This window comes from Eikenella sp. NML120348, from assembly GCF_001648435.1.
Lineage (GTDB): Bacteria > Pseudomonadota > Gammaproteobacteria > Burkholderiales > Neisseriaceae > Eikenella > Eikenella exigua.
This window is the reverse complement of sequence record NZ_LXSP01000004.1, coordinates 51,420-70,364: the sequence shown is the minus strand read 5'-3', so window position 1 is coordinate 70,364 and position 18,945 is coordinate 51,420. Positions and strand designations below refer to the sequence as shown.

Genomic DNA, 18,945 nt, shown 5'->3' with positions numbered 1-18,945 from the left:
TTGCGCCTCATACCTGCGCCCGCAGACGGATGGCAAGATCGATAGATTAACCATACTTGGCTTCTAAGCCTATGGGTGTTAAAAGCTACCTGAAACTTGCAGGAGCAGGGTTTATATCCGCCTGCTGCAATGGCTGAGTTTGCTCGAAGCAGTTTTTTAATTTGGCTGAAACGCGCCCGCTGTTAGCAAAGTTTCAGGTAGCCTTCATCTATCTTTGCCAATCCGGCGGCGGTTTGTTATAAGGTAATCTGATTAAAACGAATAAACAATGAGGTAGCTATGCGCTTGGGCGGGTTGTGCTGTTGGGTGGCGGGTGTGCTGCTGGCTTTTCTGTTGCCGGCAGCACATTTTATTGCCATTGCCTCTGCCTTGGCGCTGTTGCTCGCTCTGATCGGCTGCTTCCGGCGCGTTCGTGGGGCGTGGTGGCTGCTGTGCGGGCTGCTTTACGGTGTGTGGCGGGTGCAGCTGGCGCTATCGCAGCAGTGGCCGGCGGAGCCGGAGTTTCAAAGGGTACGGTTGGATTTTCAGGTAGCCTTGGTGACGGAGGCATCGGCGCAGTCGGTGCGGTTTGAGGCTTGGGCGCAAACAGAGGCGGGGGAGCGGTTTCGGCTGCTGGTGTCGGACCGGTATTTGCGCGAATGGCGGCCGGGCAGCCGCTGGCGGATGACGGTGCGGGTGCGGCCTACGGTGGGCGAGCGCAATGAAAACGGCTTCGACCGCGAGGCTTGGGCCTTGAGCCAGCATATCGACGGCATGGCTTCGGCTGCCCGCGAGCGGGTGGAACTGCCGCCGGACACGGGTTGGCAATCGCGTTGGCAAAACTGGCGCTACGACAGGCAGCAGGCCTGGCAGCAGGCGGCGGAAAGCTACCCGAACGGGGCGGCACTGATGCGGGCTTTGGGTGGCGGCGGATACGGCGGGCTGGCGGATGAGCATTGGCAGGCGTTTCGCGTGTTGGGCATCAATCATCTGATTAGCGTGTCGGGGCTGCACATCGGCATGGTGGCGCTGGCAGCGGCGTATCTGGCGCGGCTTTTGCTGCTGCGCCTGCCGCTGGCCGAGCCGCGACGCTGGTATTTGGCGGCGGGCTTGGCAGCGGCTTTGTTTTATTCGGTATTGGCCGGCTTCGGCGTGCCGATTCAGCGCAGTTTGCTGATGCTGGCGGTGTTTGCCTGGCAATGGTATCGGCGCGGCAGCCCTGCGCCGTGGCGGGCTTGGTGGCAGGCTTTGGCCGTAGTGCTGCTGTTTGACCCGCTTTCGGCTTTGGGCGTGGGCTTTTGGTTTTCCTTCGGCGCGGTGGCGGCGCTGATTTGGGTGGCACAGGGTCGGCTGGAGGCCATACCGGATGATGATGCACCGGAAGGCGGCTGGCTGCGTGCGGCCAAGCATTCCGGCAAATGGCGCACCGCGCTGCGCGCCCAATATGCGGCCACGCTGTTGGGGTTTTGGCAGGCCGGGCAGGTGTTCGGCATTGTGCCGCTGGCCGCGCCTTTGGCCAATGCGCTGCTGATTCCGTGGTTTTCCTGGGTGTTGGTGCCGCTGGCCTTGCTGGCGGTGTTGCTGCCGTTTGAAGGCTACCTGAAAATGGCGGCTGCCATCGGCGAATACACCATGGGCGCGGTGGTGTGGGCGGGCGGCATCGTGCCCACCGGCGCGCTGGCGCATTTGCCGCCGCTGTTTTGGCTGGCCGTGCTGGCCGCGCTGGCGGTATGGCTGTTGCCGCGCGGCCTGGGTTTGCGGCCTTGGGCGGTGCTGGTGTTGGCGGCATCCTGCCTGTATCGCACGCCCGCGCCGGAGCACGGCACGGCGGCGGTGCGGATTATCGACGTGGGGCAGGGGCTTGCCTTGCAGGTGCGCACGCAAAACCATTGGCTGCTGTTCGACACCGGCACGGCAGGGGTGGCGCAGACGCAGCTGGTGCCCAACCTGCTGGCGCAGGGGCTGCCGTCGCCCGATGTGTTGGTACTCTCGCATCACGATGCCGACCACGACGGCGGCTTCCCCGCCATTCAGGCAGTCTTTGTGCCGCGCCAACTGTATGCCGGCCAGCCGGAAGCCTATGCCGAAGCGGCTCAATGGTGTGCTGGCGGCACGGCGTGGGAGTGGGACGGCGTGCACTTCGAATTCCTCACCCCGCTGCACAATCCGCAGGCCGACGACAACGAACAAAGCTGCGTGTTGCGCGTGTTGGCCAACGGGCAGGCCATGCTGGCCGGCGGCGATTTGGGCATTGCGGGCGAGCGCTGGCTGGTGGGCACATACGGCGATTCGCTGCACAGCCAATTATTGGTGCTGGGGCACCACGGCAGCCGCTCCTCATCCGATTCGGCCTATCTGAACGCGGTGGCGCCCGAAGCGGCGGTGGCGGCCAACGGCTTCGCCAACCCCTACGGCCACCCCGCCGCCATTGTGCGCCACCGCCTCTCCGCCCACCGCATCCGGCTCTACACCACCGCCCGCAGCGGGCAGCTGGATTTCGTGCTGGGGCAGGGCGGAGCAATGCGGCCGCAGCGCTTGGGCAGGAGGTTTTGGCAGCGCAAGCCGTTTGAGGAGTGAAGGTTTCAGGTAGTCTGTTGGTGGATGGAGAGGCTACCTGAAAATCTTTCCACTACTCAACCACCCCCGTCCGCGCTTACCGCCCGTTTGCGGTACAATGTGTGTCCTTCCTGTTTTCAATCAGGCTACCTGAAAGCGCGTAGCCAAACCCCTCTCCCAAGCCCGAAATATGACCGCCCCTGTTTACATCCCCCTGCGCCAACACACCGAATTTTCCATCACCGACGGCACTTTGCGCATCAAAGAGCTGGTGAAGAAAGCTGCCGCTTTCGGCCTGCCCGCGCTGGGCATCAGCGATTTGATGAACACGTTCGGCCTGGTGAAATTCTACAAAACCTGCCGTGGCGTGGGTATCAAACCGGTGGTGGGGGCGGATGTGTGGGTGGCTAATCCGGACAATCCGGAGCAGCCCTTCCGAGCCATGCTCTTGGTGCGCAACGAAGCGGGCTACCGCCGCCTGTGTGAGCTGCTCACCCGTGCCTATGTGGGCACGGACCGCAACGTTGCCCATGCCGAGCTGGAGCCGCAATGGCTGGCTGAGGGCGATAATGAGGGGCTGATTTGTCTTTCTGGTGCGAATTTGGGCGAAGTAGGCCGCCAGCTGATGAACGGCCATGACAACGCCGCCCGCGTCGCCGCGCAGAAATACGCGCAATGGTTTCCCGATGCTTTTTATTTGGAACTGCAAAGGCTACCTGAAAAACCGGAATGGGAAACTTCGGTTTCAGGTAGCCTCAAATTGGCGGCGGAATTGGGTTTGCCCGTGGTGGCCACCCATCCGGCACAGTTTTTAAATCCCGACGATTTCAAGGCGCACGATGCGCGGGTGTGTATTGCTGGCGGCTGGGTGCTGGCGGACAAACGCCGCCCGCGCGACTTTGTGGCCGGACAGTATTTTACTTCGCCGGAAGAGGTGGCTGCGCGCTTTGCCGATTTGCCGGAGGCGCTGCAAAACACAGTGGAAATCGCCAAGCGCTGCAACCTCACGCTCACGCTGGGCAAAAATTTCCTGCCGCAGTTTCCCACGCCCGACGGCATGAGCCTGGACGACTACCTCGCCCACCTATCCAACCAAGGCCTGCGCGAACGGCTGGCCGCGCTCTATCCGGATGAGGCGGAACGCAGGCAAAAACTGCCGGAATACCAGGCGCGGCTGGATTTCGAGCTGGGCACCATCGTGCAGATGGGCTTTCCGGGCTATTTCCTGATTGTGGCCGACTTCATCAACTGGGCGAAAAACAACGGCTGCCCGGTGGGGCCGGGGCGCGGCTCGGGCGCAGGCTCGATGGTGGCGTATTCCTTAAAAATTACTGATTTAGACCCGCTGCGCTATGCGCTGCTGTTTGAGCGTTTCCTCAATCCCGAGCGCGTGTCGATGCCCGATTTCGATATTGACTTTTGCCAAAACAACCGTGGCCGCGTGATTGAATATGTGCGCCAAAAATATGGCTTCGAGGCAGTGAGCCAGATTGTTACCTTTGGCACAATGTCTTCCAAAGCCGTAATCCGTGATGTGGGGCGCGTGCTGGAGCTGCCGTTCGGCGTGTGCGACCGGCTTTCCAAGCTGATTCCGATGGAAGCTAACAAGCCGCTGAGCCTGGAGAAGGCGATGGAGGCCGAGCCGGAAATCGCCAAGGTGCTGGAAGAGGAAGAGGCCGAAGAGCTAATGGAGCTGGCCAAAAAGCTGGAAGACCTCACGCGCGGGCTGGGCATGCATGCCGGCGGCGTGTTGATTGCGCCAGGCAAGATTTCCGATTTCTGCCCGGTGTATCAGGCCGATGAATCCGCCTCGCCCGTTTCCATGTATGACAAGGGCGACGTGGAAGATATTGGGCTGGTGAAGTTTGACTTCCTTGGCCTGCGCAACCTTACCATCATTAAAATGGCGCAGGAATTTATTGCGCAAACCACCGGCAAGCACATCGATGTGAACCACATCGACCTCACCGACCAGCAAGCCTACGAAGTGTTCCGCAAGGCCAACACCACGGCGGTGTTCCAGTTTGAATCCACCGGCATGAAAAAGATGCTGGCGCAGGCCAACACCACCAAGCTGGAAGAAATCATCGCCTTTGTGTCGCTCTACCGTCCCGGCCCGATGGATTTGATTCCGGACTTCATCGCCCGCATGAAGGGCGTACGCTTCGAATACATGCACCCGCTGCTCGAGCCCGTGTTGCAACCCACCTACGGCATCATGGTGTATCAGGAGCAGGTGATGCAGGCCGCGCAGGTGATCGGCGGCTATTCGCTCGGCGGGGCAGACTTATTGCGCCGCGCCATGGGCAAGAAAAAGCCCGAAGAAATGGCGAAACACCGCGAAATCTTCGCCGAAGGTGCGGCCAAGCAGGGCATTGCCCGCGAAAAAGCCGATGAAATCTTCGACTACATGGAAAAATTCGCCGGCTACGGCTTCAACAAATCCCACGCCGCCGCCTACGCCTTGGTGGCCTACCAAACCGCCTGGCTCAAAGCCCACTATCCGGCCGAATTCATGGCCGCCACCATGTCGAGCGAGTTGGACAACACCGACCAGCTCAAGCTGTTCTACGACGATGCCCGCGATAACGGCATCCGCTTCCTGCCCCCTGATGTCAACCATTCCGGCTACCATTTCCAGCCCGACGCCCAACACCGCATTCGTTATGCCCTGGGCGCGATTAAGGGCACCGGCGAAGCCGCGGTAGAAGCCATTATGGCCGCACGCGAAGAAGGCGGCGCATTCCAGAGCCTGTTCGACTTCTGCGAGCGCGTGAGCCGCCAGCACATCAACCGCCGCACCATCGAAGCCCTGGTGCGCGGCGGCGCGTTCGACAGCATCGAGCCCAACCGCGCCCGCCTGCTTGCCAACATCGACCTGGCCATGAGCAACGCCGAGCAGCAAGAAGAAAATGCCAACCAAGGCGGCCTGTTCGATATGGTGGAAGACGCGATTGCCCCTTTGGAAATGATCGATGTGCCCGCTTGGGGAGAAGCCGAGCTTTTGGCCGAAGAAAAACAGGCCATCGGCTTCTATTTTTCCGGCCACCCCTTCGGCCCGGCCGAAAAAGAAGTGCGCCAATTCGCCCCCACCCGTCTCTCCCAGCTCAAGCCCAACGACAACGTGCGCGTGGCCGGCTTCGCCACCGCCATCCGCAGCATGGTGGGCAAACGCGGCAAAATCGCCTTCATCACGCTGGAAGATACCGGCGGCAAAGCCGAAGTGATGATTAGCGGCGAAACGCTCGAGCAGCTCGGCCGCGACACCCTGCGCGCCGACCAAGTGTTGATTGCCGAATGCCGCATCAGCCGCGATGACTACGGCGGCGAAGACGGCTTGCGCATCATCGCCAACCGCGTTTACACCCTGCAGGAAGCCCGCAGCCACTACGCTCGCGCCCTCACCCTGCACCTCGCCCCCCACGACAACATCCCCCGCCTGGCCGAACTGTTGCAACGCGGCGGCGAAGGCAAACGCGTTCCCCTGCGCCTGCACTACGCCAACGGCCAAGCCAGCGGCGAGCTCATCCCCGACAGCCGATGGCAGCCTTGCCTCAGCACCGAACTCTTGGAAGAACTGGTGTCGCTTTTGGGCGAGCGGCAGGTAGGGGTAAATTGGTAGGGGCTACTTGAAGAGGATGGCCAAAGAGATTTCAGGTAGCCTTTGGGGGCTACCTGAAAATGTATTGGTTGAGGTGGGGTGGCCGCAGGCGTAACCCAACACGCAGCCCTGATTGATAAATAATCCACGATGATTTGGAAGAATTTCAGGTAGCCTGCGCAGTATGTACAGGCTACCTGAAATTCTTTATTCCGTTTCATCATCCAAGCCGCTGCCGGACAAAATAAACCGGTTCAAATCTTCCGATTGCGCCTGCCAGCCGTTCGGCACGGAGAGGCAGCAATGTGTTTGCAGGTTGGCGGCGGCGAGGCAGCCGTGTTGTTCGTGCACCCACAGCGGCCATAGGGCGCGCATGAAGGGGGGTACTTTTTTTTCTTGCAGCAGGCGGCTGATTTTTTTGTGGCCGTGCGGCAGGGGCAGGATGTCGCTAGGTTGCGGGGTGCGCCAGATGCCGCTGTCGGGCTGAATTAGGTTCTCAGGTAGCCCGTGAGTGGTGGGTTGCCACATGGGTTGGGCAAGTAGTTTACCGGCGGTCCACTTGGCGGGAACGGGAAACAGGCAGCCGGCGTAGAGGATGGCACGACCATGTGGCAGCGGCCATTGGGCTTGCTGCACGGTGGGATTGGCGAGGGTGGCGGCGAATTGGCGTACGCTGTCGGCGCGGGGGCTGCCAAGGTGGTGATTACGGGCGAATAGGTGCAGTTGGTGGGTTTGCCGTAAGGGAGGAAGCTGCCGCCAAGAGGCTACCTGAAAACGGCCGGCGGCGTCATACAGGCTGTTGTGCTCAGTTTGGCTGTAGTCTTCCAATAGCGCCAAGTCGTGTTGCAGGCGGTCGACGGTGGCGAGCAGTTGGCGGGTGAAATGTGGCACGCGTTCTTGCCATGGGGGTAGGGCTTCGCGGCGCAGCCAGTTGCGCAGTAGGGCGGTGTCGGCGTTGCTGCTGTCTTCCACCCATGTCAGCTTGTGTTCTTGGGCGTAGGCGAGCAGCTCGGTTCGGGGAACGGCCAAGAGGGGGCGCCATAGGCTGATACGTTCGTTCAGCGCCCGCAGGGCAGGCATGGCGGCGAGGGCACGGAGCCCACCGCCGCGCAGGGCGGCCAGCAGCAGGGTTTCGGCTTGATCATCGGCATGGTGGGCGAGGGCAACGGCATCGGCGCGGCTTTGGGCGAAGCAGCGGTAGCGTTCGGCACGGGCAGCGGCTTCGAGTCCGAGTTTGCTGAACGCCACCTGCACGCGCTCTATGCGCAACGGCACTTGCCATCGGGCGCACAGTTCGCGGCAGAATTCCGCCCATTCGTCGGCGGGGGCATCGAGACCGTGGTGGATGTGTACCGCGCTCAATTCCAGCGACAATTCGTTGCGTAGGCTGCATAACAGGTGCAATAAGACCACGGAATCGAGCCCGCCGCTGAAACCGACTTCCACGGCAAAACGGCCGGCGTTTGGCGCCGGCCATTGTTGGGTAATGTGTTGCCGCAGTTGGTTATTTGTCGGTAAATTTTCCATAGGCCATGATGCGGTCGAAGCGTTTGGCCAGCAGTTGCTCCACCGGCTGGTGTTCCAAATCGGCCAGCTGCTGGCGGATGGTTTTGCGCACGTTGTTCATCACGGTTTCATAATCGCGGTGTGCGCCACCCAAGGGCTCGGCGATGATTTGGTCGATTAGCTCGAGGCTCTTTAAGCGCTTGGCAGTAATGCCTAGGGCTTGTGCGGCATCGGCAGCTTTTTCGGCAGTTTTCCACAGAATGGAAGCGCAACCTTCAGGCGAAATCACAGAATAGGTGGCGTATTGCAGCATATTTACGGCATCGCCCACGGCAATGGCCAGCGCGCCGCCGGAGCCGCCTTCACCGATTACGGTGCAGATAACCGGCACGCGCAGGCGGGTGAGCTCATACAGATTGCGGCCGATGGCTTCGGATTGGCCACGCTCTTCAGCACCGATGCCAGGATAGGCGCCGGGGGTGTCGACAAAGGTAAGCACAGGCAGGCCGAATTTTTCCGCCATCTTCATTAGGCGCAGGGCTTTGCGGTAGCCTTCAGGGCGGGGCATGCCGAAATTACGGCGGATTTTGGCTTTGGTATCGCGGCCTTTTTGGTGACCAATAACTACCACGCTCTGGCCTTCAAACTTGGCCAGCCCGCCCACGATAGCATAGTCGTCTGCATAGTAGCGGTCGCCGTGCAGCTCTTCAAAATCGGTACACAGCGCTTCAATGTAGTCGAGGGTGTAGGGGCGCTGCGGATGGCGCGAAACCTGCATAATTTGTGCGGGAGTGAGCTTGGCAAAAATGTTTTTGGTGAGCTCGTTGCTTTTCTTTTGCAGGCGTTCGATTTCTTCGGAAATATCCAATACCGAGTCGTTTTGCACGAAGCGCAGCTCTTCTATTTTCTGCACCAATTCGGCAATGGGCTGTTCGAAATCGAGAAAAATCTGTTTCATGTGTCTGTTTCCTTGTTGCGGCTGCACCGATTGACGGAGGCAGCCCAAGCTAAGCGCGCTTGGGGTGGCTAAAACACTTTATTTCCTACGGCATGGGTTCTGTTGTGCAGAAAAAATGTGCTTTATCTATAGCTGTAGCGCGGAGACGGTTTCTTAACATTACTTTGCGGTCTAAACCGCTGTAATGATACGCTAGGATGCGCAGTTTGTGCAGCCGTTGCTACTGATTTTTCGTGGTCCGGGTTGGTTTCAGGTAGTCTTTAAAATAGCTAACTGTTTTGTTGTATCGAGGCTCTTGCTAATTTTTGTTATGTTTGAAATGTGGGGCGCGGGTTTTTAGCTCCGCAGAAACTTGCCTCCTTCGGAGACCTCGTTTTAACTTCGATGAAGCTAATTTCAGGAAGCCTGTTGTTAGATGCTGCAAATAGGGCAGATACTAAATAGTACTACAGGCTACCTGAAAACCATTGGCTGGATTTTCAGATAGCCTGATTGGGTGGAGCTATTTGCTGTCGTTACTGCCTCGGCGGGAGAATTGGATACCGAGCTGTTTGAGCTTGCGGTACAGGTGGGTGCGCTCGAGGCCGACTTTCTGTGCCACTCTGCTCATGTTGTGCCCTTCTTGGGCGATATGGTATTCAAAATAGCGGCGTTCCAAGTCTTCGCGCAATTCGCGCAAGGGCAAGTCGAAGTTGAATCCACCCACCAGTTCGGAGGGTTGGTTGAGCGTGAACTGGCTGAGCACGGCCTGCACATTTTCCAAACAGATTTCTTTGCTCTCGGCGGTGAGCACAATGCTTTTCACCACACTGCGCAGCTGCTCGAAGTTGCCCGGCCAGTCGTATTGGCGCAGGGCGTTCAGGGCGGCAGTGTTGAATTTAACGGCGGTTTTGCGGCTTTCGGAAAACTCTTGAATCAGCTGCTCCACCAAGAAAACAATGTCTTCGGGCTGGTTGCGCAATGGTGGGATGCTGACCATGATGGCCGAGAGGCTGTTGAGCAGGCGGGAGTCGAAGTCTGGGCTGGTAATCAGCTCTTGCACAGGCTGGCTGCAGGCGCAGACGATGCGCACGTTGTAGCGGTCGGCCTTACCCAAGAGGAAGAGGATGCCTTGCTGGATGCTTTTGCCGTATTGGGCGATGTCGCCTAGATAGAGCACACCGTTGCCGGCTTTTTGCAGCAATTCGATGGGGCTGCTGCTGATTTGTTCGATTTTGCCGGGCTCCACCCAGGGGGCATTGCCGGTTTGGAAGTAGTGCGCCACCAACTCGAACGGTGAACCTGGCTCGCCGGAGAGTAGCACGGGGGCTTGGGTGCGGGCAGCACGTTCGAGCTGCTGGTTGAGCTGTTTAACAGCTTCGCTGGTGCCGAGTTTATCCAGCGACATGGTGGAAGAAGCCTGCATAGCGCTGTGTTTGAAGGCACGTTCTACGGCAGCTAAAAGCTTTTGTAGGGCGATGGGTTTTTCCAAGAAATCCAGCGCGCCGATTTTGGTGGCCTCCACGGCAGTATCGATGCTGGCGTGGCCGCTCATCATCACTACAGGCATGTTGAGCTGACCAGATTTGGCCCACTCTTTGAGCAGAGTAATGCCGTCGCAATCGGGCATCCAAATGTCCAGCAACACCATGGTGGGGCGGGTCTGGTTTCGAAGTTGGCGGGCTTCTTCGGCATTTTCGGCCAGAGTAACCGAATAGCCTTCGTCTTGCAGGATTTCCGACAGCAAATCGCGGATGCCCACTTCATCATCTACAATCAAAATATCACTGCTGCGCATCGTTTTCCACCAGTAGGGGTAAAGTAATTTTCACACAAGCCCCGCCTTCTGGGCGGTTGGCCAGCGATATGCGGCCTTTGTGCTCTTCAATAATTTTTTTTACCACCGGCAAGCCCAAACCGGTGCCGCCGGGTTTGTCGGTAACATAGGGATCAAAGGCGTGGAGAAGCATGTCTTCGCTGAAACTTTTGCCGTTATTGCAAATGTTTAGCAGCACTTTATCATCTTGCACCGCCGTTTGGATGAACACTTTCGGCTGTTCGTCTGCAGCAGCGGCTTCGGCGCCGTTTTTCAAAATATTGTGTAACACTTGGCGCATGGCACCGGCATCGGCTTCGACCACGGCTTCTATATTACTGAAATCCGCTTCAAATGTACAATTTGAGCTCTCATACAGCACCAAAAGCTCGGCAGCCAAAACGTTTAAATCGATACGTTCCAGTTTGAGTTTTGGTGCTTTGGCGTAGTTGCGGAAGGCTTCAACCATATCTTTCATGGCGGCCACCTGGTTGACAATGGTGTTGGTGGCGCGCTCAAGCATCGCGGCGTCTTTATCGTCCAGTTTGCCATCGAGCTTCCAGGCCAGGCGCTCGGCGGAAAGCTGGATGGGAGTGAGCGGGTTGCGGATTTCGTGCGCCAAGCGCTGGGCCACTTCGCCCCAGGCGGCTTCTTTCTGCGCCTGCACCAGTGTGGTTACATCGTCGAACACTAATACAGTGCCGGCGCCGTTGTCTTCAGGCAGACGGGTGGCCTTGCCCAGCAGGATACGGGATTCGTCGGGTGCGGCATAGGTGAGCTGCACGGGTTTGTCGCTGTCGATGGTGGGGAGGATGGCAAGCAGCACTTGGGCGGCCAGTGCCTCAGCCACGCCGAGCTTGTGCCATTCGTGCACGCTACTTTCCCGGCAGGCGGCCAAGTCGAGCATTAGGATGTGCCCAGCACTGCTGTTGCAGGCTTTCAGGTAGCCTTGGTCGTCGAGCGTAACCACGCCGCTGGTCAGGCTGGAGAGCACGCATTCGAGATAGTGGCGGGCGGCTTCCTGGCGGATATGGGAAGCGTTGAGCTCGGCGGTCATGTGGTTGAATAGGGTGGTGAGGCGGCCGAGCTCGTCGTTGCGGTATATGGCCAGTTGCTGCGAATAATCGCCCTGTGCCACGGAGCGTGCACCGGCAGCCAAGGAGAGAATCGGCGCAGTGAAGCGTTGAGCGAAAAATAGGGCAATTACCAGCGCGAGCAGAATGGCCAGCAGGGTGGCCATCAAGAGGGTGAACAGGAAGAAGGTTTGCAGACCTTGTTTGGCATAGCTGATTTCAGCGTAGCGGGCGCGGGCGGCTTCAATCAGGGTTACGTCGTTGGCTACTTGTTTCTGCACCGGTTGGCGGAAGAACAAAATATAGTTTTGGCCGTGTAGCTCGGGCAGGGCGAGCCAGCCTTGGGCGTAGAGTGTGTGGCCGACGTTGGCTACGCTGCGTGCGCTGCCGGTGGTTTTCACTTGTTCGAGGATATCGTGTGTGAGTTCGGGTGGCGGCAGTTTGTCGGCATCGGGCTTGCGGTATTCGGCAGCGGGGTTCAAGGTTTTGCTGTCGTAGAGTGCGAGCTGGTCAAAGCCGCTATTGGCAGAAAGCTGGCTCAGAGCCTGCCGCGCGTCTTGCTGCAGCGACATTTCGCCGATTAAGGCTACCTGAACAGTGGCAGCTTTGCGCACTGAGGTGTCCAGTGCCAAATCCAGTGCGGATTTGCTCAGGCTCAGACTGCGCTCCAGCGCTTCTTCGGTTTCGTTGCCAAACCAGGAGTCGATGCTGTGCGAAATAAACTGGGCAGATACGCCGAACAGGAACAGGCCGGGCAGGATGGCCACCAACATAAACATTTTGGCCAGGCGAATAGCGGTCTGCGAGCCGAACACCCGCCTGCGCCGGTCGAGCCAGAGTTTCCACAGTTGGGAGATGAGAATGGTGAGCAGGATGCCTAAGAGGGCGGCGCTGAAGGTAAGAATCCACCAGAAATACTGCGCCAGCTTGCTGGCGTGGCCAGTGGCGAGCGCCAGCACATATAGGGTGAGCATACCCAAAACAGCGATGAAGGTAAGCAGACGGCGCATGGTTTCCCTTTATTGCTGGCTGATGAGCAGTTTGCGCCAGCCGGAATCGAGCTGCCAGCTCTTCGAGGTTTCGCCGTTGATTTGGAAAGGGCGCGGCAAATCGCTGATGCTCAGGCTCAAGCGCACATCTGCGGCTACATCGGCGGGGGTGGTGTCGGAGAGTGTGCCTTTGTCGAGCACTTGCCAGTTGGCCACCGCACCGACGGCTTTCAGTGCGGTGGGCAAGGTACCGTATTCGGTGGCAAACGAGCCGACGCTGACACGGTAGCGGTCGGTGAGCGGGTGATAGGCGAGTTTGTAGTTGATGGTTTGCGCCGAGCCGACCAGCTGGCCGAGCCGCCAGCGGTAGGCGGCCAGGGTGGGCGACTGCAAGCGGTAGCTGAGTTGGAAATTAAGCGGCACGCCTTGTTTGAGGGCTACCTGAAGCTGGCCGGGCAGCTCGGTTTGGAAGCGGCTGTTTACCGACAGGCGGCCATCAGTGGTGAGCGTGGCGCTGGAACGGGTAACGTTGATGCCTTCTGCCCGCGCGCCCACGGCTGCAAAAGCCAGCAGGCAGCAGGCGGGCAGGCTAAGCAGTTTTGTGGATAAGCGCGTAATAGAAGCCATCTTGGTGCGGATTGGGTAACAGGGTTTCGCTGCGTGTACAGGTAGCGTCGGAGTGGCGTTGCAAAAAGGCTTGCAGCTGGCTGCCGTTTTCTTCGGCAAACAGCGAGCAGGTGGACAGGAGCATTCTGCCGTCGGGCTTGAGCGTGCGCCACAGGGCATCGAGCAGATCGGTTTGCTGGGCGGCCGTGCTCTTGGCATCCTGCGGCCGGCGCAGCCATTTGATGTCGGGATGGCGGCGGGCAACGCCTGAAGCGGTGCAGGGTACGTCGGCCAATACGGCGTCGAACAGGGGGCCATCATAACACGAAGCCCATTGCCGTGCGTCGGCAGCGTGTGGCTCGGCGCTTAGGCCGAGACGACTTAGATTGTCGCGCACTTGTTGCAGGCGGGCGGGGTCGATGTCGATGGCGGTAAGCTCGCAGTCTGCCCATTCGAGCAGGTGGCCGCTTTTGCCGCCGGGTGCGGCGCAGGCATCGAGTACGCGTTCGCCGTTTTGCACGTCGAGCCAGGCGGCGGCCTGTTGTGCCCCCCAATCCTGCACGGATACGAAGCCTTCGGCAAACAGCGGCAAGGCGGACACGGGCACAGGTGTGGCGAGCATCATGGCGTGGCTACCGAGGATTTCGGCCTGCATACCGTGTTCGGCCAAGATTTTCAGGTAGCCTTCCGCATCGGTGTGCCGGCGGTTGATGCGCAGGGTCATTGGCGGATGGCTATTAAAGGTTTCGGTGATTTGCAGCCAGTGTTCGGGGTAGTCTCGCTGCAGCCGTTCGAGCCACCAGCCGGGCAAGTTGTAGCGGCCTTCCAGGCTTTGCTGCGCCTGCTGCATCAGGCTGTCGCGCTCGCGTAGGAAACGGCGGAGCAGGGCGTTGGTGAGGGCTTTGTATTGGCCTTTGCCGATTTTACCGGCAGCGCGCACAGCTTCGTTTACCACGGCATGGGCGGCATTGCGGCTGTAGGCGAGCTGGTAGAGTGCGGCCAATATCAGGCTGTGGATGTCGGCACGGGGCAGAGGCTTGTTCAGCATCAGGCCGAGCAGGGCGCGCAGGCTACCTGAAAAACGTTGGCAGCCGTAGGCAATATCTTGCAGCGCGCCGCGTTCTTGGGTGGAGAGCTGTGGGTGGTCGCGCCAGATTTCGGCCAGGACGTCGGACAGATTGCGCCCGGCTTCAACGGCAGCCACGCTGTGGGCGGCGAGGGTTTGTATGTTGGCCAAGCTCATGTGTTTTCCGCTCCGAATCGGCTGCCGACGGCGACAGGGTGGCCGGCCAGAAAGGCAGCGGCTTCCATGCGGGCGCTGCCGGCGGGCTGAAGGGTTTGAATCAGCAGCGAGCCGCTGCTGCAGGCTACCTGAATACTGTTTTTATCGGCTTGCAACACGCTGCCGGCCACGCCATTGGCCGGGCAGATTTGTGCAGCCCAGATTTTCAGCGGTTTGCCGTGGTAGTCGCACCAGGCGCCGGGCACGGGGTTGAAGGCACGGATGCGGCGTTCGATAGTTTTGGCGGGCTGCGTCCAATCGATTTGGGCATCGGCTTTACTTAATTTGTGGGCGTAAGTGATACCGTGTTCAGGCTGGGGCTGGGCGTTGCGTTGAGAATAGTGTTGCAAATCGGCAACAATGGCGCGCGCACCGATTTCGGCCAGTTTGTCGTGCAGGGTTTGGGCGTTGTCGCTGGGGAGAATCGGGCAGGGATGGCGGCTGATAACGGCACCGGTGTCAAGCCCGGCGTCCATTTGCATGATGCAGATGCCAGTTTCGCTATCGCCTGCTTCAATAGCGCGCTGGATGGGTGCGGCACCGCGCCAGCGCGGCAACAGCGAAGCATGGATGTTGAGGCAACCGTGGTGCGGAATGTCGAGCACGGCTTGCGGCAGTAACAGACCGTAGGCGGCCACCACCATGACGTCGGCTTCCACAGTGCACAGCATTTCTTGTGCAGATTCGCTTTTCAGGCTTTCGGGTTGGGCTACCTGAAAACCGAGTTCGAGCGCGGTTTCTTTCACGGGCGAAGCTTGCAGCTTCATACCGCGCCCTTTGGGGCGGTCTGGCTGGGTGAGCACCAGCGGGATGTCGAAGCCGGCCTGGGCAATGGCGCGCAGGGCGGTGGCGGCGAAATCGGGGGTGCCGGCAAAAATGACTTTGCGAATCATGGTTTCAGGTAGCCTCTTGCTCGGGTTAGAGCGTGTGTTTGTCGAGTTTCTTCATTTTGGTTTTGATGCGTTCCTGCTTCAGGCGTGACAGATATTGCACGAAAACTTTGCCGTCAAGATGGTCGACTTCGTGTTGGATGCAGATGGCTTGTAGGCCGTCGGCATGAATGGTGTAGGGCTTGCCTTCGGCATCCAGCGCTTCGGCCACGATGCTTTCGGCACGGGTTACTTTGTCGTATACACCCGGCACCGAGAGGCAGCCTTCTTCATACACGGTTTCGCCGTTGCGCTCCAAAATTACAGGGTTAATCAGCACTTGCAGCTGGTCGCGGCTTTCAGACAAGTCCATCACCACCACACGCTCGTGCACGTCCACCTGTGTGGCGGCTAGGCCGATGCCCTTTGCTTCGTACATGGTGTCGGCCATGTCGGCCACCAGTTTTTTGATGCGTTCGTCCACTTGTTTTACCGGTTTGGCCACCAGGTTTAGGCGGGGGTCGGGATAGCGCAAAATATTTAGTAAAGCCATTTGATTTCTCTCTTAAGTGTGCATAGATAGATACGTTCTTATTGCAGTTGTAACGGTTTTTTCGCCTGAATACTGGCGCAAGATACCTAAAATGTTCTATGATTCCGTTAATTTCATCAACAACAACGTAAATAAAGCGTTATCAGGTTCGTTAATCCTAAAGGGAAGCTCTCTCATGAGAAAACATATTATAACCTTGCTTTGCGCCATTGGCTTGACTGTTTCTGTTCTGCCCGCCGAGGCCGCGCCTCTGCGCGTACGCCCCAACGCCCCCGCACGCTATACCGTGCGTACTGGCGACACCTTGTGGGGCATTTCCGGCAGATACCTTTACCGTCCGTGGAAATGGCCGCAGCTGTGGGGCGCCAACCGTCGCACCATCCGCAACCCTCATCTGATTTATCCAGGTCAAGTGCTGGTGTTGCACTATGTCAACGGACAGCCGCGCCTGCGTGTGGATAACGCCGGTGGTATTCCCACCGTTAAACTGCAGCCGCGCGTGCGCGAAACTTCTTCCGGCTACGGCATCTCCACCCTCAATCTGAACTACTACCGTATGTTCATGAAACACCCACAGGTGATTGCCCGCCGCGCCACCCAAGATGCACCGCGCATCATCGCCGGCCCGGAAGGCAAAACCATGTATTCTCTGGGCGACCGCATTTATGCCTACGGCGTTACCGAATCAGGTGAATACCTAGTTTACCGCCCGATTAAAGATATTCGTGATCCCGAAACAGGCAAATTCATCGGTCAGCTGGTAACCTTTAGTGGTAAACTGGCTACCTTGCCGGTAACCAGCACCGCCTTGGCCGAGCGTTCCGAGCGCGACCGCCGAGCCCTGCCTGACAACCAATACTACACCCGCCTACACCCTTTGGTGAAAGTGCCGACCGAAACCGCACAGGCATTGCAGATTCGTGAGCAAGTGGCTGAAATCCGCCAAGGCGATTACCTGCTGCGTTATAACGGCGAAGAAAACGCTTTCAATATGATGCCCCACGAGCCCGAAAACCAGGTGCGTGCCCGCATCGTGGATGTGTTGGACGGCATCAGCGAAGCTGGTCGCTTCAGCACTGTTATCCTGAACAAAGGTTCGGCTGATGGTTTGGATAAAGGTACTGTGGTGAGCCTGTACCGTCAGAGCCGCCAAGTGCGCACCGATATCAATCCGAGCCCGACTGTGAAATACGTGAGCATCCCGGCTGAAGAAATTGGTTTGGCCATGGTGTATAACGTGGGCGAACACGTTTCTTCTGCCATTGTGCTGGAATCTAGGGTAAACGTATCAGTGGGCGATTTAGCTACTGAGCCCGGCCACGATTTGGATGACATGGGTCATCAGTACCGCCATGCACCCAATGACCCGCAAGGCCCGTATGAATACGACCACCATCAATACGACTTCCGCAGCAATATCGATCCAACCCGCTAAGCATGAAACAGTGTGATTGAATAAAAGGCTACCTGAAAAGTTCAGGTAGCCTTTTTGTTGCGGGAGAGGGCAGAGTGTTGAATAAGGAGTAGGGATACAGTTGAAGCAGACAGCGGGTAGTGTGGGTTTGAGCTCGCTGTGTACTAATCTATATTCACATTGTTGTTGATGGGTGTGTGTTAGTGGGTGTGGTTGGCATTGCGATATCGATATTTTGTTTTACCTGCTGTTTCCAGGTTTCAGGTAGCCTTGAGTTAAGCATTATATCGGACATAAGTATCCAAGCTATGGCTAGTTGAAATGCTGTGTCCAAAGTTTCTGCATGGTAGGGGTGATGTGGAATTCGTCGTCCGAGTCTTCGTCGAGCAGTGCCAATAGTGTACGAGCGGATGGGAATTCTGCCATTGCTGCTCCAGCAGGGCGGAAATGGTATGTTCGATTGCCGGATCGTGGATGGCTTCTACAGCTAGGTAGATATTGAATGAGGCAAGGTGAGCCCCATCAGGGTGTGCTGTTCTTGGCATGAAAAACTGCCGGTTTCGTAGGCAGAGATGAATTCGGGCAGGTGTCTGGGGTTGGCGTTCCCAATTCCCTGTCTTGCATATCGGGGAGGTAGACAAGGCCGGGAAGGCTGCTGAGTTTTCCATAGAAGTACATAGTTTAGATATGTTTTTCTATTAGAAGGCTACCTGAAAACCACTTGCGGTTATTTCAGGTAGCCTTTTGCTATTTGGACTGGCAGAATCCGCTTACCAAATCGATTTAATAGTTCAGCCGTTGCAGGCGGGCGATGCGGTCGTCGAGGGTGGGGTGGGTGCTGAACAGAGAACGCAGGGTGTTGTCGTTGATGCCCATGGCGGCCATGGGGGGCGGCAGGCTGCTGTGGCTGCCTTTGAGCCGTTGCAGGGCACAGATCATTTTGGGCGCCCCCACCAGTTTGGCAGCTCCGGCATCGGCACGATATTCGCGCTGGCGGCTGAACCACATCACGATGATGCCAGCCAGCCAGCCGAAGATCACTTGGAATACCATGCTGACTACGGTTTGGATGGCGCTGCTGCCGCCATCGTGCTGCCGGTTTTGACGCAGGGAGGAGGCAATAACGGAGGCGATGATTTGGGAGAAAAACAGTACAAAGGTGTTCACCACACCTTGAACCAGGGTGAGCGTAACCATGTCGCCGTTGCCGACGTGTGCCATTTCGTGTGCGAGCACGGCTTCCACCTCGTCACGGTTCATGATTTGCAAGAGGCCGGTGCTGACGGCAACCAGTGAGCTGTTGCGGCTGGCGCCGGTGGCGAAGGCGTTGGGCTCAGGCGACTCATAAATGGCAATTTCGGGGGTTTGCAGGTTCCATTGTTTGGCCTGGACTTCCACCACGCGCACGAGCCAATCTTCGGTTTCGTTGCGCGGCTGGCGGATAACGTGGGCGCCCACGGCCTGCTTGGCGCTGCTTTTCGACATGATGAGGGCAATCAACGAGCCGGAAAAGCCGGTGATGGCGGAGAGCAGCAGCAGGCCGGAGATATCTTGCGGATTGAGGCCGAGCAACCCGAACAGCAGGCGGGCAGCCAGGAGTACGGCCATATTGGTGAGGAGAAAGAGGATTATGCGCTTCACGGTATTGGTCTGGGCGGTTTGATTTCAGGTAGCTTTTTGGCTTCTGCTTTTGTTTACTGCAGGCTGCTGCGGCATAGTGCCGCTGTGCCGCTTTAGCGGGAATGCTGTTTGGTGTGCTGTTTG

Annotated in this window: 12 protein-coding genes; 3 read left to right on the top strand and 9 right to left on the bottom strand. The window is 58.3% G+C overall.

Annotated elements, in window-relative coordinates; genetic code table 11:
• Positions 1 to 279 precede the first annotated feature (279 nt).
• Both A7P99_RS07390 and dnaE read left to right on the top strand, forming a co-directional pair.
• The gene (locus tag A7P99_RS07390; protein ID WP_067687101.1) at positions 280 to 2,556 is read left to right on the top strand and encodes a DNA internalization-related competence protein ComEC/Rec2; all 2,277 of its coding nucleotides are present in this window, start codon (positions 280 to 282) and stop codon (positions 2,554 to 2,556) included.
• 169 nt (positions 2,557 to 2,725) lie between these two features.
• Entirely contained in the window at positions 2,726 to 6,157 is a 3,432-nt protein-coding gene (gene dnaE, locus A7P99_RS07385) for a DNA polymerase III subunit alpha (protein ID WP_067528572.1), read from the top strand.
• Positions 6,158 to 6,343: 186 nt separating this feature from the next.
• Here the strand turns inward: dnaE and tilS are convergent, their stop codons facing one another.
• From tilS to def, 8 genes are all read right to left on the bottom strand, one after another.
• Entirely contained in the window at positions 6,344 to 7,663 is a 1,320-nt protein-coding gene (tilS, locus tag A7P99_RS07380) for a tRNA lysidine(34) synthetase TilS (RefSeq protein ID WP_067687098.1), read from the bottom strand.
• Entirely contained in the window at positions 7,641 to 8,600 is a 960-nt protein-coding gene (locus tag A7P99_RS07375; protein ID WP_067448091.1) for an acetyl-CoA carboxylase carboxyltransferase subunit alpha, read from the bottom strand. Before A7P99_RS07375 ends, tilS begins: the two co-directional genes overlap by 23 nt.
• 502 nt (positions 8,601 to 9,102) lie before the next feature.
• Entirely contained in the window at positions 9,103 to 10,377 is a 1,275-nt protein-coding gene (locus A7P99_RS07370; RefSeq protein WP_067448093.1) for a sigma-54 dependent transcriptional regulator, read from the bottom strand.
• Entirely contained in the window at positions 10,364 to 12,478 is a 2,115-nt protein-coding gene (locus A7P99_RS07365; protein ID WP_067448095.1) for a PAS domain-containing sensor histidine kinase, read from the bottom strand. The genes A7P99_RS07370 and A7P99_RS07365 overlap by 14 nt, the downstream gene beginning before the upstream one ends.
• 9 nt (positions 12,479 to 12,487) lie before the next feature.
• On the bottom strand, positions 12,488 to 13,084 hold the full coding sequence (locus tag A7P99_RS07360) for a DUF4390 domain-containing protein (protein WP_067448097.1): 597 nt from the start codon (positions 13,082 to 13,084) through the stop codon (positions 12,488 to 12,490).
• Positions 13,047 to 14,306: a 16S rRNA (cytosine(967)-C(5))-methyltransferase RsmB gene (gene rsmB, locus A7P99_RS07355; RefSeq protein ID WP_067528568.1), complete on the bottom strand. Its 1,260-nt coding sequence runs from the start codon at positions 14,304 to 14,306 to the stop codon at positions 13,047 to 13,049. The genes A7P99_RS07360 and rsmB overlap by 38 nt, the downstream gene beginning before the upstream one ends.
• Positions 14,303 to 15,238 carry a methionyl-tRNA formyltransferase gene (fmt, locus tag A7P99_RS07350; RefSeq protein WP_067687095.1) on the bottom strand — a complete coding sequence of 312 codons (936 nt, stop codon included), beginning with the start codon at positions 15,236 to 15,238 and terminating at the stop codon, positions 14,303 to 14,305. The genes rsmB and fmt overlap by 4 nt, the downstream gene beginning before the upstream one ends.
• A 25-nt stretch (positions 15,239 to 15,263) precedes the next feature.
• Positions 15,264 to 15,767, bottom strand: a complete 504-nt coding sequence (def, locus tag A7P99_RS07345; RefSeq protein WP_067687092.1) for a peptide deformylase — start codon at positions 15,765 to 15,767, stop codon at positions 15,264 to 15,266.
• Between the two features lie 175 nt (positions 15,768 to 15,942).
• On the opposite strand from def, the gene A7P99_RS07340 reads away from it, so the two are divergent.
• The gene (locus tag A7P99_RS07340; RefSeq protein WP_067528565.1) at positions 15,943 to 17,202 is read left to right on the top strand and encodes a LysM peptidoglycan-binding domain-containing protein; all 1,260 of its coding nucleotides are present in this window, start codon (positions 15,943 to 15,945) and stop codon (positions 17,200 to 17,202) included.
• Positions 17,203 to 17,964: 762 nt separating this feature from the next.
• Here the strand turns inward: A7P99_RS07340 and htpX are convergent.
• Positions 17,965 to 18,822, bottom strand: coding sequence for a protease HtpX (gene htpX / locus A7P99_RS07335; protein WP_067448107.1), 858 nt, complete (start codon positions 18,820 to 18,822; stop codon positions 17,965 to 17,967).
• Positions 18,823 to 18,945: the final 123 nt, after the last annotated feature.

What these genes read in the sequence shown, in the direction of transcription:
- A7P99_RS07360 (WP_067448097.1), bottom strand. Translation starts at nt 13,084, where the DNA reads ATGGCTTCTATTACGCGCTTATCCACAAAACTGCTTAGCCTGCCCGCC.
- def (WP_067687092.1), bottom strand. Translation starts at nt 15,767, where the DNA reads ATGGCTTTACTAAATATTTTGCGCTATCCCGACCCCCGCCTAAACCTG.
- A7P99_RS07370 (WP_067448093.1), bottom strand. Translation starts at nt 10,377, where the DNA reads ATGCGCAGCAGTGATATTTTGATTGTAGATGATGAAGTGGGCATCCGC.
- A7P99_RS07375 (WP_067448091.1), bottom strand. Translation starts at nt 8,600, where the DNA reads ATGAAACAGATTTTTCTCGATTTCGAACAGCCCATTGCCGAATTGGTG.
- dnaE (WP_067528572.1), top strand. Translation starts at nt 2,726, where the DNA reads ATGACCGCCCCTGTTTACATCCCCCTGCGCCAACACACCGAATTTTCC.
- A7P99_RS07390 (WP_067687101.1), top strand. Translation starts at nt 280, where the DNA reads ATGCGCTTGGGCGGGTTGTGCTGTTGGGTGGCGGGTGTGCTGCTGGCT.
- tilS (WP_067687098.1), bottom strand. Translation starts at nt 7,663, where the DNA reads ATGGAAAATTTACCGACAAATAACCAACTGCGGCAACACATTACCCAA.
- rsmB (WP_067528568.1), bottom strand. Translation starts at nt 14,306, where the DNA reads ATGAGCTTGGCCAACATACAAACCCTCGCCGCCCACAGCGTGGCTGCC.
- fmt (WP_067687095.1), bottom strand. Translation starts at nt 15,238, where the DNA reads ATGATTCGCAAAGTCATTTTTGCCGGCACCCCCGATTTCGCCGCCACC.
- A7P99_RS07365 (WP_067448095.1), bottom strand. Translation starts at nt 12,478, where the DNA reads ATGCGCCGTCTGCTTACCTTCATCGCTGTTTTGGGTATGCTCACCCTA.
- A7P99_RS07340 (WP_067528565.1), top strand. Translation starts at nt 15,943, where the DNA reads ATGAGAAAACATATTATAACCTTGCTTTGCGCCATTGGCTTGACTGTT.